Here is a 16,470-nt window from a genome sequence, read left to right as displayed (position 1 = left end):
GAAATGCCTGCTTGAAAAAATCGACGTAGAACATGGTTCTGCCAGAGTTACTCCCAGCTTGATTGTTTTATAGACAAGAATAAATCCTGAAGAGATTTTAAAGATGTTAGAGCCTTTATCGGAGGTTTATGATCCCAAAAGGAAGGGAGTTCCATGGCAGAAGTAGAAACCACGTGTTCTCTCTGCCGAGAATTGATAAGATATGGTATATGAATGTATCTCACAAAAGGATCAAGCCTATAAAACTGAGAAAAAATCCATCCAAGGCAACGAATGATAGAGATTTTTGTGATAGTTATCTAAAATCTTATTTTATTACGTATCTTTTTTGGTTTTCTTGATAGTAGGGCTTGTGTTTTTCTTTTTAGATTTAGTAAGTGTACTAGTGCGTTTTGTTTTTTCAGTAGAAAGAACATCTCTTTTCTTCTTATCTTCACCTTTCGGATTCACATTCTTTTTTTGGAGAGGAATGGTGCGGATGATTTCGGGCTGTATTTTTTCTTTCGAATGATGAGATATCTCTTGTGGAGACTGTTTTTTTTGAGATTGTTTGCCAAGATTATTGGTGTTTTTCTGTATTTGTTTTGCCTTGAAAAAACAGAATATTTGGCACGATTTCATGCGCATTTCCAAGAGAATTTTTCGCATTTCCGCACATAGAAACTTAAAATATTCCATGATATGGGAGGTGTTCTTTGTGCCAATGAATATGGTGCACGTAACTATGACAAATAAAGGTATGATAAATAAAATCATGATTATGTGATACATTCGAAAATCTTCCGTATTCTTTCTTCTTTCAATGGCACTAAAGATGATCTAATATGCCAGCGTTGATGGCAATCAAAGAAGTGATAGAATCACTTCTTTTCTCACAATGTTTATATAGGAACAAATGCCTTACATAGAAGAGTTTTATCTTTATAGAGTGCCATTTCTAACCTCTATAAACAACTTTGTATATGCCCAGTATAAATTTATCTATTTTATCTTTTTTGAATCAGAGCAATAAAAAAGCTATCCGATACCAAAATAATAGTATTATCCACGCTGACTTCTGCCGTGAAGAAGTAATGTTCAAAGTTATTTTATATCTTGCTATTCTTTTATGAAAATATAACCTTTGTTTTTAATATATTAAAATATTAATTTTTAAATTATATTGAGAATATACATTATATGAATTCTATAATCAATATAAAGTTATTCTAAATTGTTTTTATTATTTTTTTGAACATTAAAATATTTATAATTTTGCACATAATTATAAATTATCATTTAATGAAATGTTTATTTATAATAATATTTATTATTAAAGTTATTTTATATTTTGGTATATTTTATAAATTTTTTTAAAGGATATCTTAACCTTATAAAGAGAAAACTCTTTTAGGAGACCCTCATAATTCCTATTATGAATACTGTATTTATAGGGGGGTATTCACTTCCTTTGATCCGATAAAATTTGCGAAATTAGGAGTATGGTATGACACGGGTATCGTTTCGCAGTGATAAAGCGGATTCTTTTGAAGGTGAAATTTTTGAAGCTCTTTTGGAGAGCTTGATTGAGGATAGAAATGCGCTTACTAAAGCTATTCGTAGTGAGAAGTCAAAAATACGCAAGAAAGTAGGATGATACAATAGAAAGCATTTCTATTGTTATGTTCACAACATTTCGCAGTAGCCATTTCCTTTTTGGTATATCATCTGGCACGGGTATTCGCCTCGTGAATTTGTGGAGAATACCCGTTTCTTATAGAAGATTAATATTGAGAAAATTAAGATATTGATAGAAAAGTACATTGAAATCTTCTGATATCAGAAAGTTATTATCTTAATAACAACTTCTTCTTTCAAGAGTAATTCCATATAAAAAGTTAACGTTTCGTAATAGAGGTTGGACTTTTTTTGATAGAGAAAATTGCGGATACCAGCATAAGATAAAGCTATTAAACTACACGGATATGATCGAGGAAAAATTCTTAGCAAAAAATTAAACCAATTTCTTTGAAAGATGTGATTCGTTTTTCAATTTAATCTTCATATTATCTACAGTCCCCCCATTGAGTCTCTTCCCTTCAGTAAAAATCCGTTCACGGATTTTATGAGCGACGTTCTCCCAATTTTCTGCATTTATATTTTGGCGAAACGAATTTCACAAGATATTTTATTGCCGAGATAGAGAAGGTTGATAAATTTCTTGGGCACGCTTTTCAAATGCTGCTGCAAAAGAAAGAAATGTACGATCAAACATCAGTTTGAGTGCTTTATCGAAAAGGATATTTTTAAGTTCGTACTTTATAGAGAAGTGAATAACGCATTTGCCACTGGGAGTTTCTTCAAAATGCCAGTGGTTTTCTAAAAATCGAAACAGGTTTTCAATATGCTTGACGAAAATTCTTTTCTTGTGCTTTTGAAGCTGTACCTGAGTAATGAAAGTTTCCTGTATACCCATATAGCCTATTGTCATGCCAGCTACGAGCGATAATTCTTTGTCGATTTGTTCGTGGGAATAAACGACAATTTTTTTGCAAAGTGGGACGAATTGGGGATACTTCTCTACGTCGGCTACCAAGTCAAACATTTGTTCAGAATTATAACTGACGACACGATTAGATTTAAAATGATGCATTATTCGAATTTACTCATCTCTACTTTTTTCTTGAAAGAAGATATTCTAACTTCTTGCTATGGTTTTAGAGGGTATAAGTACACTTTCATTTCTACAATCGCTCTTTTCACGGATAGCTTTTAAACGTAAAAAATCATCTCCGGCATGATAAGAGGAGCGAGTCAGGGGGCTTGAAGAAACCATCAGGAATCCTTTGCTATAAGCGATGGTTTCATAGGATTTAAACTCTTGCGGTGTTACAAAATCTTCTACTTTTTTATGCTTGCGTGTTGGCTGAAGGTATTGTCCGATGGTCAAAAAATCAACTTCAGCAGTTCGCAAATCATCCATGAGTTGTAATACTTCATTTCGTTTTTCTCCAAGACCGAGCATCAGTCCGGATTTGGTAAAAATTTTAGGATCTAATTCCTTTGCATGTTGTAATAGTCGTAGGGAATGAAAATAACGAGCACCAGGGCGCACCGTAAGATAATTCGAAGCAACTGTTTCAAGATTATGATTGAACACGTTAGGCTTCGCTTCAATCACTTTCTCTAAGGCATGATGTTTTCGCAAAAAATCAGGGGTGAGTACTTCAATAGTTGTGGATGGCGAGGATTCTCTTATTGCTAAAATAACATCTGCAAAGTGCTGGGCGCCACCGTCCTCAAGGTCATCGCGATCGACAGATGTGATAACTACATGTGAAAGTTGCATAGATTTAACGGCCCATGCGACGTTTTGGGGTTCTTTGGGATCTAAAGATTGTGGTTTTCCCGTAGAAACATTGCAGAATGCACAGGCTCTTGTGCAAATTGCTCCCATAATCATAAAAGTAGCATGACTTTTGTTCCAGCATTCCCCGATATTGGGACATCCTGCTTCTTCGCAAACTGTTACTAATTGATGAGAGCGCACAATATCATAGGTTTTTTTATAACCCTGCGATACAGGAGCGCGCACACGAATCCAATCCGGTTTTTCCATAATCTCTGTATTAGGTTTATGGGCCTTTTCGGGGTGTCGAACCCTTTGTTCTCTATCGTGAATAGATTTTAGAAGGGGCTTCTTTTTATTGACTGCATTGAAAACCGTAACCATAATTATTCCAATAAAGCTAGGGAAAAATCAAGGATCTATCATTGACAGTAAGATCGTCATCTAGCAACGAGAGAACCTTTTTTCCTTGTACCAAAAAGATTTTTGACAGTCCATTGATATTAAGGAGCAAGAAAATCTTTCGGAGAGCAAGATGACTGCACATGTCAATCATAAAGCCCAAGTTGCTCCAAAAAAACCGATAATCAAGCCTTGCAATGCTTGACAAGAAAATCTAGGATCATATCCTTTGCATACTCAATCATAAAGATTATTTTCTAAAACATTGATAATATATAGGTTTTTAGGCATTAATAACACGGGAATATGCATCCAGAACACTTTCTTTCATCATCTCGGAAAGTGTAGGGTGCGGAAAAACAGTATGCATTAAGTCCTTTTCGGTGGTTTCCAGATTCATTGCTATAGCAAAACCTTGAATAAGCTCAGTCACTTCTGCTCCTGCCATATGGGCTCCCAACAATTCTCCTGTCTTTTTGTCAAAAATGGTTTTGACAATTCCGGCATCTTCTCCAAGTGCGATAGCCTTACCATTGGCAGAAAAACTATATCTGCCAACACGAATATCAAGCCCTTGATTTTTAGCAGTTTCTTCCGTCATGCCGATGGATGCGACTTGGGGATTGCAATACGTACATCCAGGAATTTTTCTCTTATCCAGAGGAGAGACATTGGGAAGACCCGCGATTTTTTCGATACATATCACGCCTTCATGCTCAGCTTTATGAGCTAGCATTGGTGGACCAGCTACATCACCAATGGCATAGATTCCAGATACGTTAGTGCGACTATAACCATCCACGACGATGCAACCATTTTCTGTTTTAATGCCTAGTTCTTTTAGTCCAATATTTTCAATATTTCCCTGTACGCCGGCGGCTAGTATTAAGCGGTCTGCTGTCATCAATGAGTGTGAACCACTTTTATCTTCTAGTTGGACAGATACTGAATCCTTTTTTGTTTTGACGTCGAAAATTTTTGATTCGGTTAGTATTTTTATCCCTCTATTTTGAAGAGATTTCTGAACAAATCTGGAAATTTCTGAATCTTCTATCGGCAAAATATGCTTCTTTAACTCTATAAGAGATATATCTACACCTATGGAATTATAAAAGGACGATAATTCTACTCCAATAGCCCCAGATCCCAATACGATAAGGGATTTTGGTTTTTTCTGTGGCTTGAGCGCTTCAAAATATGTCCATATTAACTTGTTGTCCTCTGGCTGTATTCCTGGAATAGAGCGTGGTCGAGCGCCTGTGGCAATAATGATATGTTTTGCTGCATAAACACCTTCTCCCAAAACTTTCTTTGGAATAGGATGTTGTGGTTGAATTACCGGTTTTGTTGGTTTTGAAACGATGATTTCGGAAGGGCTCTTTAGTACTGCTTGACCCCAAATGATATCAATCTTATTTTTATACATCAAAAACTCTACGCCGCGATTCAATTGATGTGAAACGCTCCGAGAACGCTCTACAATATCCTTTATATTGGGTTCAGATGGTTGTCCGATATTACTCAGTCCATAATGTGCCGCATTACGGATATAATCAAATATTTCGGCAGAACGTAGCAAAGACTTTGTTGGAATACAGCCCCAATTTAAGCAAATACCGCCTAAATTTTCATATTCGACAACAGCCACTTTAAGACCAAGCTGCGCAGCACGTATAGCGGCAATATATCCACCTGGACCCGAGCCAATTATAATCACATCATAGGGTTTTGACATAAATCTCTCCACTTCACGCATCTTATTCGTTTTATGTACACAATGCTCTGTGTCTAGACACACAATCAATAAGGGGAAAATTTGAAATTTTATCCCTTGTTTACAGTAGTATTCTGACGGGATTTTCTATGTATTCCTTAAAAGCGGACAATAACTCTGAAGCAACAGCACCGTCTACAGAACGGTGATCAGCTGAAAGAGTTACTGTCATTAAAGTTGCAATTTTTATTGCTCCCGCTTGAATTATGGGTCTTTGCTCTCCAGCGCCTACAGCAAGGATGGTAGATTGGGGCGGATTAATGACAGCGCAAAAACTTTTGACGCCAAGCATTCCCATGTTGGATACAGAAGTTGTCCCGCCTAGATATTCTTCAGGTTTAAGTTTCCTTTGTTTGGCACGTTGGCTAAGATTTTTCATCTCCGAAGAAATATCAAAAACACTTTTTTGATCGGCTTTTCGAATGATAGGGGTGACAATTCCCCCTGGAACACTTACGGCGACGCTGATATCAACATGTCGGTGACGAAGAAGAGAAGTCTCTGTCCAGGAAACATTAGCATCTGGTACTTGTGCCATCGCCAATGCAAAAGCCTTTAAAACGAGGTCATTGACGGAGATTTTGTTAATGGTATCTTTTGTTTCTTTGCAAGACTGCATCGCAGTGTTTGTCTGTGTTCGTAAAGAGAGAAGATTATCAATATTGCAATCAATTGATACATAAAAATGCGGTATGAATCTCTTGGAATCTTGAAGTCTGCGAGCAATGGTCTTGCGCATACTGTCATGCGGCATAGATTCGTAGGAATCCTTTGCAAACATCCGTAAAGTATCAGCATCAGATGCAGAAGATGTATCATCGGTTGTTGCCAACGATTGGGTTGGAAAATGCTGCGGTGAAAATTCTGTCGAGCTTTGTAGCAGGAACTTGTCAATATCTCTCTTGATAATACGTCCATGAGGACCGGAACCAGATATAGAAGAAATATTAATTCCATTTTCTTGTGCAAGACGACGTGCAAGAGGGGAAATAAGGCGTAAATTTCCGTCTCTCGGGGATTGGTTTTTTTGTTCTTTGGAATATATAGGAGAACGTATAGGATTCTTTGGAGGTTGATCGGAGATGTTTTGATCAGGCTGTACAGAACTTGCTGGTAGTTTGGTAGGAAATGTTGCGGGTTCATCACAATCGGTAGATAAACTCAATATCGCGCTGTTGACCTTAACATTTTCGCTTCCTTCGGGGATGAGGATTTCTTGCACAATTCCTTCATCCACAGCCTCTACTTCCATAAGGGCTTTATCAGTCTCAATCTCACAAATAACATCACCTGGAGAGACTGCATCTCCTTTTTTGACCATCCACTTTGCCAACTTTCCTTCTTTCATGGTCGGAGATAGCGCAGGCATAGTTATTGTATTTATCATAAATTCCTCGCCTTTTGTTTATAACAGACAAACTCAACGGCCTCAATAATTTCACTCACACTAGGAAGAGCAAGTTTTTCTAGATTTTTTGCATATGGCATTGGAACATCCTTGCCTGCAATCGTCAGGATAGGAGCATCAAGATAGTCAAAAACTTCCTTTTGAACGCGATTAGCTATCTCTGAACCCACCGATGACTGTGGATATCCTTCTTCAATAGTTACCAGTCTCCCTGTCTTTTTAACAGATTCCAATATTGTCTGCAAATCCATGGGACGAATAGTGCGAAGATCGATCAATTCTACGTCTATGCCTTCTTTTTCTAGTTCAGAGACTGCTTTTGTGGCATAGTGCATGCCGATTCCAAAAGAAACCACCGTAACATCGTTGCCTTTACGGTGAATGCGTGCCTTTCCAATCGGCAATATAAAATCATCGACTATAGGAACATCAAAGTTTTCTCCATAAAGGATTTCATTTTCAAGAAAAACAACAGGATTAGGATCGCGGATAGCAGCTTTAAGAAGTCCCTTGGCATCAGATGCTGTATAAGGCATAACGACCTTTAATCCTGGAATGTGGCTATACCATGCCGCATAGCATTGAGAATGTTGTGCGGCAACGCGTGCAGCAGCTCCATTAGGACCGCGAAATACAATAGGTACAAGCATTTGTCCACCAGACATGTATCGTGTCTTAGCGGCTGAATTAATAATTTGATCTATCGCCTGCATTGCAAAATTAAAAGTCATAAACTCCACGATGGGTTTCAATCCTGCATAAGCTGATCCTATACCAATACCTGCAAATCCATGTTCAGTAATTGGTGTATCAACAACTCTTTTAGAACTGAATTCTTGCAGAAGCCCTTGAGTCACTTTATAGGCCCCTTGATATTCTGCCACTTCTTCGCCCATGATGAAGACATCCGCGTCACGACGCATTTCTTCTGCCATGGCATCACGCAATGCTTCTCGCACAGTCATTGAAGTTGTTGGGGAATTTGCATAAGCATCGCAATCTTGTAAAATATCTTTTTCAGTACATTTGGTCATTGAAAAATTGGGTAAAACGTCACTTTTATCAGGTGATTTTGGTGTCGAAGGACTTGGTGCCATACTGGTATCTTCTTCTGATTGTTGGGGGATAACCGATTCGATATCCGCTACAGTCTCTCCTTCTTGAAGAATGATAGCAATAGGAGTGTTGATACAAACATTTCTTGTGCCATCTGGCACAATAATCTTTCCTAGAGTCCCTTCATCTATGGATTCCACTTCCATAATTGCTTTATCGGTTTCAACTTCGCATAGAATGTCACCTGGTGTGATAGGATCTCCTACTTTTTTTTTCCATTCAGAGATATTTCCGTCTTTCATTGTAGGAGAAAGAGATGGCATAGTTATTATAATTGGCATGTTTTCTCTCCTGCTTCAGGTAAGAATATCTGAGTAGAGTTCAGAAGGATCAGGTTCCCTATCGGATTTTGCAAAATCTACACTATCATTTACAATTTTACGCACTTCACCCTCTATTGCTTTCAAATCACTTTCACTCGCCCATTTTTTTTCCAATAATCTCATGCGAACTTGTTCAATCGGATCATGAGCAGTGCGCATTTCATTGACTTCATCGCGGGTCCGATAGTTTGCGGGATCGGACATAGAATGTCCTCTATAGCGATATGTTAGCATTTCTACTATAATCGGACCGTTATTATTGGAACGGCAATAATCAATGGACTTATCCATTGATTCCTTGACAGATCGTACGTCCATACCATCAACCTGTATCCCAGGAATTCCAAATGAGATACCTCTTTTTGAAAAATCAGGTTGGGCAGATGCTCGCATAACAGAAGTTCCCATGGCATATTGATTGTTTTCAACAATATAAACTACGTTGAGTTTCCACAGTGCAGCCATGTTGAAACTTTCATAAACTTGTCCTTGATTTGCAGCGCCATCTCCAAAACAAACTGCACATACTCTATCAGAATTACGGTATTTGTTTGCAAAGGCAATCCCTGTTCCGAGGGAAACTTGTGCTCCAACAATGCCATGCCCTCCGTAAAATCCATTTTCTTTCGAGAACATATGCATTGATCCACCTTTGCCTTTTGATATGCCTCTCTGACCACCAGTCAATTCTGCCATTACCTTTGATGGATCTACTGAACAAGAGAGGATATGTCCATGATCTCTATACCCTGTGATCATTTGATCTCCTGGTTTAAGAGCCATTTTCATGCCGACGATCACAGCTTCTTGACCAATGCAAAGGTGACAAAATCCACCGATTAACCCCATGCCATATAATTGACCAGATTTTTCTTCAAAACGACGAATAAGCAACATTTCCCGATATGCGGATAATTCCTCCGTGCTATCAAATTCAGAAATCTTTGGTGTCTTGAAGGAAGGATCAAGCATAAGTTGTTCCATAATATCATGACATTGTGAAATAGATTGAGATTGACTCATCTTTATATCTCCGTCGTCCATGTCCCTTGCCACGTCTTGGGCAATTTATTTAAAAATATCCCGTGAATAAGATCAAAGTATTATCCATACAATTCCATACAAGGGATTAATAGTCGGACATTTTTTTTACAAGAAAGAAATAGGTTCATAACTAAAAATAGGAATCAAATAGAATAATTTCATCAGAACGGGATAAATTGAGATTATAGCGTGCCTTTTCATCCAGCATATCTCTTTCGAGAGATCCATCACTCAATAATTTCACCTTATGTTCCAGTTTTGCGCGAGTTTTACGCAGCTCTGAAAGTGAGCTTTCATATTCAGTTAGACGTTTCTTCAAAATTTCGGTTGCGTACAAGCCGTAATCACCTCGAATAGCATGGTTTCCAAAATAAATTATTGACGCAATAGATATGGCTCGCAAGACTATCCTAGTAATTTCGCTTTTTTTATGATGCTTCGTTAACATATCTAAGAACTTTGCAGGAAACGCTTCTTCACAATAAAGATAATACAAAGGGATTGATTAAAACTAAAATCAGGTAATCACACTTCCTTTTTACGGCAACAAAAAAGCTGTGTCTAGTCATATAACTCAGGTTATTTGTCTAGTATACAATAACCAGCAAATTTTGCCTGTTTTCCGAGGCTTTCTTCGATTCGGATTAATTGATTATATTTTGCGAGTCTGTCAGAGCGTGCTAGGGATCCAGCCTTGATCTGTCCACTGTTAATTGCAACTGCTAGATCTGCTATTGTATGATCCTCTGTTTCCCCGGAGCGATGGGAAATAACACTTGAGTATCCTGCCTTATGTGCTGTATCCACGGTATTCAGTGTTTCGGAAAGGGAGCCTATTTGATTTAGTTTAATAAGTATCGAATTTGCGACACCTGATTTTATCCCCTTTCTTAAACGATCGGAGTTGGTAACAAAAAGGTCATCGCCCACTAATTGACAATGGGAACCTACTTTCTCAGTCAAAATTTTCCAGCCATCCCAGTCATTTTCAGACATCCCGTCTTCAATAGAGATGATAGGATAGCGGCTAATAAGATCAGAAAGATAATCGGCCATCTCTTCAGGCTGTAGTTCTAGGTTTTCACCCTTTAAAATATACTTTCCCCCTATAAAAAATTCAGTTGCAGCACAGTCAAGAGCGATAAATATATCTTTCCCTGCAGCGTATCCTGCTTTGTCTATAGAGTTCACAATTAAATCAAGTGCGAAGGAAGTTTTATTGAGATCAGGAGAAAATCCTCCTTCGTCTCCGACATCGGTACGATATCCTTGTAATTTTAATTCCTGTTTTAAGGTATGAAATACTTCTGCACCCATGCGGATGGCTTCGCGGATGTTTTTGGCACCTGCGGGGACAATCATAAACTCTTGGAAATCAATAGAATTATCAGCGTGAAGACCACCATTAAGAATGTTCATCATGGGAACGGGGAGGACATGAGCGTTACATCCTCCTAAATATTGGTATAAAGGTAAATAGGATGCTTGAGCTGCCGCTTTAGCAACAGCGAGAGATACGCCAAGGATAGAATTTGCACCAAAACGAGCTTTATTAGGGGTTCCATCAAGATCAATCATTGTTTGATCGATAAGGAGTTGATCTCTGGCATCCTGTCCCAGTAATGCTGTGCGAATCTCTTTATTAATGATTTCAACGGCTTTCAAAACGCCTTTCCCAAAATAACGAGTTTCTTTGTCCCGCAACTCAATAGCTTCATGGCTTCCAGTAGAGGCACCGGAAGGAACTGCGGCACGGCCAATGCTTCCGTCTTCAAGGAGGACATCAACTTCAATAGTTGGATTACCCCGACTATCAAGAATTTCTCGAGCAGTTATATCTGTTATGGGGATCATAGTCTCTCCTGAATAAAGTTTCTGTACAAAAGATTGGGACAAGCAGACACTACCATTTCCTACATCGATTTTACAACTTTGTCGATGGCTAGTAGCTGTCGTAGAAGTTTTGGTAGATCATCTATTTTTATCATGTTTTGACCATCGGATGGGGCGTTTTGAGGATCTTGGTGTGTTTCGAGAAATATGCCGGCGACGCCTATGGCAATGGCAGCTTTGGCGAGATAGGGGATGAATTGAGGATCTCCTCCAGATCTATCCCCCTTCAGTCCAGGTCTCTGGATAGAATGGCTGGCATCAAAAATAACAGGAACACCCATAGATGCCATGATAGGTAAAGATCGCATATCGACAACGAGGTTATTGTATCCAAAACATGAGCCACGCTCACAAAGTAATACATTTTTTGCGCCGCTGGCATTTAGTTTGTAAAGGACATTTTGCATTTCTACAGGAGAGAGAGATTGTCCTTTTTTTACATGAATAACGCGTCCTGTTTGAGCTGCTGCGACTAACAGATTTGTTTGACGGCATAGCAAAGCAGGAATTTGCAAAATATCAACGCTATCAGCTATCTTTTTACACTCAGATTCACTATGAACATCCGTTAGGATTGGAAAACCGTATTTCTCTTTCAGATCCTGAAAAATATGTCGCCCTTCATCGATTCCTACGCCGCGTTGACTCATCAGTGAACTGCGATTTGCTTTGTCATATGAGGATTTATAAACCAATCCAATATTGAGAGAAGTGCAAATCTCACAAAGCCTCTCTGCAATCATAAAGGAATGCTTGCGACTTTCTATTTGACATGGTCCTGAAATGAGTGAAAAACGTTTTGAATTGGAAAACGTCACTTGTTTTGTGCCGTTTTTGAGGACAACTTCTGAGTTAGCGTGTTGCATGCGAATCGCTTCTATCTCTTGTTAAGCGGTATTTTATGAAGGATCCCCCAAAGAATTGGTTTTTATGCTGAGAAAAGATATCGCATGAGTAGTATAACCTGCTATTTTTTAGCCTAAATCCTTTTCATTTTTACATATTCTTGAGGAAGGTAACCATGAAAGCATGCACCGTAATAATGGACTAGATATTGTTTTGCAATACTTGGAGGGATACCTTATGTCTATATTTTTAAAAGACCTATGTATTAAATTGCATTTACGTTAGTATATCATAGGATATTTTCTCGTAAGGATTGATATGACTATTCTGTTTGAGGATAAAGTCCTAAAGAGGTTGACTCTCAAGCAGCAAAAGCCCTTGTATTTTATTCAAGAGCGTATAGATAACGTGTGTTTCTCCGTCATTTGATGAAATGAAAACAGTCCTCAATTTTCTTCTCAATCAGGGGGATATCAACGTATTGTTAACGTTTTTGAGGTTACAGAACTTATAATCTGATTCTAGCAAAAATTCTATTCAAAAAAACCTTTGAAAAGAAAGGGATTTATCCGTCGCATTCCTAGATGATCTTGAGCATTGGCGTGGCTTTTTAAAATTCCAGAAAAGTTTAAGATATTTTCCTTGCGTGCAATCAATTTATTCATGGCTTTTCAGGTTGGGTGGAATCCTCCTTGTGGAGGCAGTGACCAAAGTTTTGAAGCAGTCTCTGATAAAATCAAGATCTAGATCTAAAAAGGATTCTCCTCTTATAAAATAGATTCGAAGGCGGGATCTCATTTTTTGTCAATTCCGCTTATGGGGATGGGGAGGATATAGCAGTTGAAGGTTTGATTTCTTCTATTCAAAACAGTACATGTGACATCCTGATTCCAGAAAAAATGCTATAAAAAGGTGAGCATTATGCTTTTGAGAAGGGGGGATGATTCAATGATTGGAGCTGGGATTCTAAGAGAGGGTTTTATAACTCTCAGCGTAGCTTCTATCTTTTATGTTGTTTTCAAGGTCAAAAATTGGTTATCGAACGGATGAGTATGTTCATTGTTGGTGGCATATTTGGGTTTTTGCTCCGTTTCGTTCCCTCTATGTTTGATTTTTATATAAACCATGTAAAGCATAAACAACAAGTTGAGATGATTAAAGCTATAAAATTGTTGTGCTAGTAAAACGGTTAATATAGGAAATATAATTGTTATTTCCCTGAACAACAAGGAATCTTCTCTTAAGAGATTTTATTGATTTAGAGCCTGCATATAAAACCCGTATTTCCCGCTCAGTAGTATAAAGATACAAGAAAATTGGTAGGAAGGGTGCGCTATTATCATCATAAATGAGGACTTGTTCTGGATAAGGGAGAAAATAACGAAAGTGATTTGACCAATGAATTGATCATTTAATCTAAAAATATAGCAATGAAATGCATAGAAGTATTAGCCAAAGACAGCGAAGCATACATCAAACGCGAATAAGTCATAGTATCTTGGATAACTTGATATCAAAAAATCTCTTTAAAAAGGCGGATTGATTTTCGGAAAAAATAATTGCAAATATTCAAGCTTCAAGCATTCTCTAGAAAGTCGCCATTGCTCTGACAACAATCTTTATCTAGAGATTTAAAATAAAAAAAATTTAAGACGTTAAAACAAATATTTAGCTTAGGATTAATCCTCCTCATCCATTTCAAATATGATGGATTCTTTTTAAATTGCCGTAAATTAACTTATCCAGATCCTTTAGATCTCTCTCAATTTAGAGAATATTTTATATTGCAATTATCAGTGGACTAGTTCTTCCGATCTATATTATTTTTGGATAACGGAACGACATTATCAACATCATTATCACAACGATCTGTATTCAAAGTGTCCGCTATCGTATCGTGATCGTCGAAGTATCAGATCCATCGTGATCAAGTGTTTGTCATGGATCCTTCTGGACTGAGTCCTTGAAAACTAGCTATGAATCTTGAAATACATACCTATAATTAATTTATTGTTATTTTATTCTTTATTGTCTTGGCATTAACATTAATTCTCTTCCGTTCTTGTTCCAAGGAGCATAGGGATTTGTTATAGCGCCGTTGACAATAAAGGAAGGTCTGTCATTTCCCTTGTTTGATGATGGGATAATGCGTATTTCCAGAGAGCCTTTTTCTCTGAGTGTTTCTGGAGAAATTAATAGCGAAACACCACATGATTCGGACTTTATTCCTTCTATCTCTGTTATGAGGATGTCAGAAAATTGGCAAGATAGGCCAGCGTATTCTTCCTTTTTAAGGGTAGTAATAACCAACCCGCTTTCATGATGGTATCCGGTACAAAATAATTTATCAACGCAGAGAAAGCTTCCAGGTTTTGTTAATGTGAGAACTTTTTTAAAGAAATCCTGGTCGATTTTTTTTTTGGGAATTTCTTTCTTCTTTAGTTTTTTTGGTTTTCCGTAAATTGTAGCCATTAGCGCTGTTTCCCATTGGGAAAGTATGAATTGAGAAGGATTTGAATTGTTGGAATTTAAAGTGTTTTTATACAAAAATGCGACGAGTTTTCCATCTTCGGAAACAATAAGGTCAGGAGGAGGATAAGGGAAAAAGATAGCGACGGGTATAGCTATAAAAACTATCATTATAGTTCCGATGTGGCGGATATTTGTCTGGAAAAAGACTAATAGAACGAAACCAATAACTGCGAATATAAAGGAAGTTTTAGAGATTCTTCCCATGCATATTTCGTCACCTAATGTTGAAATGTTATTCGAAATATTGATTACTATTTCCAATCCCCAACCCATGACGTGTAGAGGGATATCATCTAGAGAAAAAGTCATGAGTAATACTGCGATAAGCCCTGATGGCATCACTACAAACGATAAGATTGGTATAGCAAGAAGATTTGCAATTAATCCATACAAGGGTATGCAGTGAAAATATTTTATCAAGAAAATAGAGGCAGAGGCACTGCCTATTAAAGAGGTTATGAAGACCGTCTTGAAAAAACGTATTATAGCGGTAATACTCATTCCCTTGTCAGGCAAAATTTTGAGGAGAGGGTGAGGAAGCATTCTCTTTTTCCCATAAGCGTTGATTGCTATGAGTGCGGTTGTTGTTGCGAATGACATTTGAAAGCTAGGACCGATCACTTCTGAAGGGGAAAAGCAGATGATTACGATGGCGGTTAGTGCGATGCTGCGTAATCCGTTGGAATGTTTGTCGAACAAATAAGAGATTAGCATAACGACGGTCATGAAATAGGCTCTTTGAGTGGGCACATTGGCTCCCGATATCAAAAAATAGGACGTCACTGTAAAAAGAGCCCCGAAAGCGGCGATTTTTTTGATTGGGAATCTTTCTGTTAAGGCTATATGGCTAGAAAAGAGTGAGCGTATGCCGAGAAAAAATACCTGCGGCTATCGTCATATTTAACCCAGATATCGCTATTATATGCGCTAATCCAGATCTTCTAAGGGATTTCGTGGTATCTTCGGAGATGGCTCGGCGCTCATCGGTTACAAGAGCTGCTGCAAGTGCGCCAATATCTCCTGGAAGCTTTTTACGAATGTGTTCTCCGGTTTTTGTACGAAGCTCATTCAAGAAATTTTGTATTTTGGATAAAAAGCTCTTTTGATTGTTTTCAGAGAGACTTAAATATAGTGTCGGTATGGTGTAAAAGTAACCGCTGGCGCTTATGCCTTTGAAATAAGAGGAAAAACTGCTATCAAACAGCCCGGCAAGAGCTGGTCCTGATAAAGGTGATAGCCATGCAATTCCTTCTATCGTTTGTCCAGCCGTAAAGGGTTCATGTTTTTGGATAACAGAAAGTAAGACATTTTGTAAGAAAATTTATCTTGTTACTTAAGTACTTGATTTTAATTCAATTTCTAATTTTTTTTCCTTACGGCATGCTTCATAAGGAACAGCAAACATGGGCAAGGGGTGCAATGGGTCCTAGCCTGCTAGACAAACAAAATCTAGGATTGTTGAACGCTAAAGCAGGGACTGTCCCAGGTGAGCTTTTAAGGTTTTTGACCCAATTCAAATTAGTGCCTTTTTCCATGTTTAAGACGTTCATGTTAGACGTTCCAAGATCCGCAAAACGGTATTCGGAAATGGGCATCCCATTGTCTCCATTTGAAGTGAGAGCAAAATACATATCGGCACTGATGATCACAAATGTTGTTCGTGAACAGCTCACTGCATTAGCTAGGTTGACATCCTCCCCGTCCTGAAGGACGAGGATTCCTACAGTGTTCATACTATTGTATGGCTCACCTCAGTGGGTTCCTGCTTTATTGGACAGCTTAATTGTGTATTCCTCCACAGGCA

Annotated in this window: 14 protein-coding genes; 2 read left to right on the top strand and 12 right to left on the bottom strand. The window is 38.0% G+C overall.

All coding sequences use genetic code 11. The annotated features are described in order from the left end of the window. Window positions 1-315 precede the first annotated feature (315 nt). The gene (locus tag H0G72_RS01500) at window positions 316-621 is read right to left on the bottom strand and encodes a hypothetical protein (protein ID WP_182016906.1); all 306 of its coding nucleotides are present in this window, start codon (window positions 619-621) and stop codon (window positions 316-318) included. 865 nt (window positions 622-1,486) lie between these two features. Here H0G72_RS01500 and H0G72_RS01495 point away from each other — a divergent pair. Further along, window positions 1,487-1,636: a hypothetical protein gene (locus H0G72_RS01495; RefSeq protein WP_182016904.1), complete on the top strand. Its 150-nt coding sequence runs from the start codon at window positions 1,487-1,489 to the stop codon at window positions 1,634-1,636. Between the two features lie 531 nt (window positions 1,637-2,167). Here H0G72_RS01495 and H0G72_RS01490 read toward each other — a convergent pair. The 11 genes from H0G72_RS01490 to H0G72_RS01440 form a co-directional block, all read right to left on the bottom strand. After that, on the bottom strand, window positions 2,168-2,632 hold the full coding sequence (locus H0G72_RS01490; RefSeq protein ID WP_182016901.1) for a type II toxin-antitoxin system RatA family toxin: 465 nt from the start codon (window positions 2,630-2,632) through the stop codon (window positions 2,168-2,170). A gap of 45 nt (window positions 2,633-2,677) precedes the next feature. Beyond that, window positions 2,678-3,712: a lipoyl synthase gene (lipA, locus tag H0G72_RS01485; protein ID WP_182016899.1), complete on the bottom strand. Its 1,035-nt coding sequence runs from the start codon at window positions 3,710-3,712 to the stop codon at window positions 2,678-2,680. A 301-nt stretch (window positions 3,713-4,013) separates the two neighbouring features. Further along, window positions 4,014-5,465 carry a dihydrolipoyl dehydrogenase gene (lpdA, locus tag H0G72_RS01480; RefSeq protein ID WP_182016897.1) on the bottom strand — a complete coding sequence of 484 codons (1,452 nt, stop codon included), beginning with the start codon at window positions 5,463-5,465 and terminating at the stop codon, window positions 4,014-4,016. Window positions 5,466-5,565: 100 nt separating this feature from the next. Then, window positions 5,566-6,891 (bottom strand): pyruvate dehydrogenase complex dihydrolipoamide acetyltransferase, encoded by a 1,326-nt coding sequence (locus H0G72_RS01475; protein WP_182016895.1) that lies wholly within the window; start codon window positions 6,889-6,891, stop codon window positions 5,566-5,568. After that, on the bottom strand, window positions 6,888-8,270 hold the full coding sequence (locus H0G72_RS01470; protein WP_409049308.1) for a pyruvate dehydrogenase complex E1 component subunit beta: 1,383 nt from the start codon (window positions 8,268-8,270) through the stop codon (window positions 6,888-6,890). The genes H0G72_RS01475 and H0G72_RS01470 overlap by 4 nt, the downstream gene beginning before the upstream one ends. A gap of 54 nt (window positions 8,271-8,324) precedes the next feature. After that, window positions 8,325-9,323, bottom strand: a complete 999-nt coding sequence (pdhA, locus tag H0G72_RS01465) for a pyruvate dehydrogenase (acetyl-transferring) E1 component subunit alpha (RefSeq protein WP_259345087.1) — start codon at window positions 9,321-9,323, stop codon at window positions 8,325-8,327. Window positions 9,324-9,525: 202 nt separating this feature from the next. Next, window positions 9,526-9,843: an FtsB family cell division protein gene (locus H0G72_RS01460; RefSeq protein ID WP_182016891.1), complete on the bottom strand. Its 318-nt coding sequence runs from the start codon at window positions 9,841-9,843 to the stop codon at window positions 9,526-9,528. A 131-nt stretch (window positions 9,844-9,974) separates the two neighbouring features. After that, window positions 9,975-11,249 carry a phosphopyruvate hydratase gene (gene eno / locus H0G72_RS01455; RefSeq protein ID WP_182016889.1) on the bottom strand — a complete coding sequence of 425 codons (1,275 nt, stop codon included), beginning with the start codon at window positions 11,247-11,249 and terminating at the stop codon, window positions 9,975-9,977. A gap of 59 nt (window positions 11,250-11,308) precedes the next feature. Further along, a complete protein-coding gene (kdsA, locus tag H0G72_RS01450) occupies window positions 11,309-12,154 on the bottom strand; it encodes a 3-deoxy-8-phosphooctulonate synthase (RefSeq protein ID WP_182016887.1) in 846 nt (281 codons plus the stop codon). A 2,005-nt stretch (window positions 12,155-14,159) separates the two neighbouring features. Next, a complete protein-coding gene (locus H0G72_RS01445; RefSeq protein WP_310649472.1) occupies window positions 14,160-15,509 on the bottom strand; it encodes a ComEC/Rec2 family competence protein in 1,350 nt (449 codons plus the stop codon). Between the two features lie 4 nt (window positions 15,510-15,513). Beyond that, window positions 15,514-15,738, bottom strand: coding sequence for a ComEC/Rec2 family competence protein (locus tag H0G72_RS01440; RefSeq protein WP_182016885.1), 225 nt, complete (start codon window positions 15,736-15,738; stop codon window positions 15,514-15,516). A gap of 254 nt (window positions 15,739-15,992) precedes the next feature. Between H0G72_RS01440 and H0G72_RS01435 the strand changes: the two genes are divergently transcribed. Beyond that, window positions 15,993-16,373 (top strand): hypothetical protein, encoded by a 381-nt coding sequence (locus H0G72_RS01435; RefSeq protein ID WP_182016883.1) that lies wholly within the window; start codon window positions 15,993-15,995, stop codon window positions 16,371-16,373. Window positions 16,374-16,470: the final 97 nt, after the last annotated feature.

It is taken from the genome of Candidatus Liberibacter sp. (assembly GCF_014048425.1).
Taxonomy (GTDB): domain Bacteria; phylum Pseudomonadota; class Alphaproteobacteria; order Rhizobiales; family Rhizobiaceae; genus Liberibacter.
Note: the sequence above shows the minus strand (reverse complement) of the source record. Positions and strands in the feature narration are given on the sequence as shown.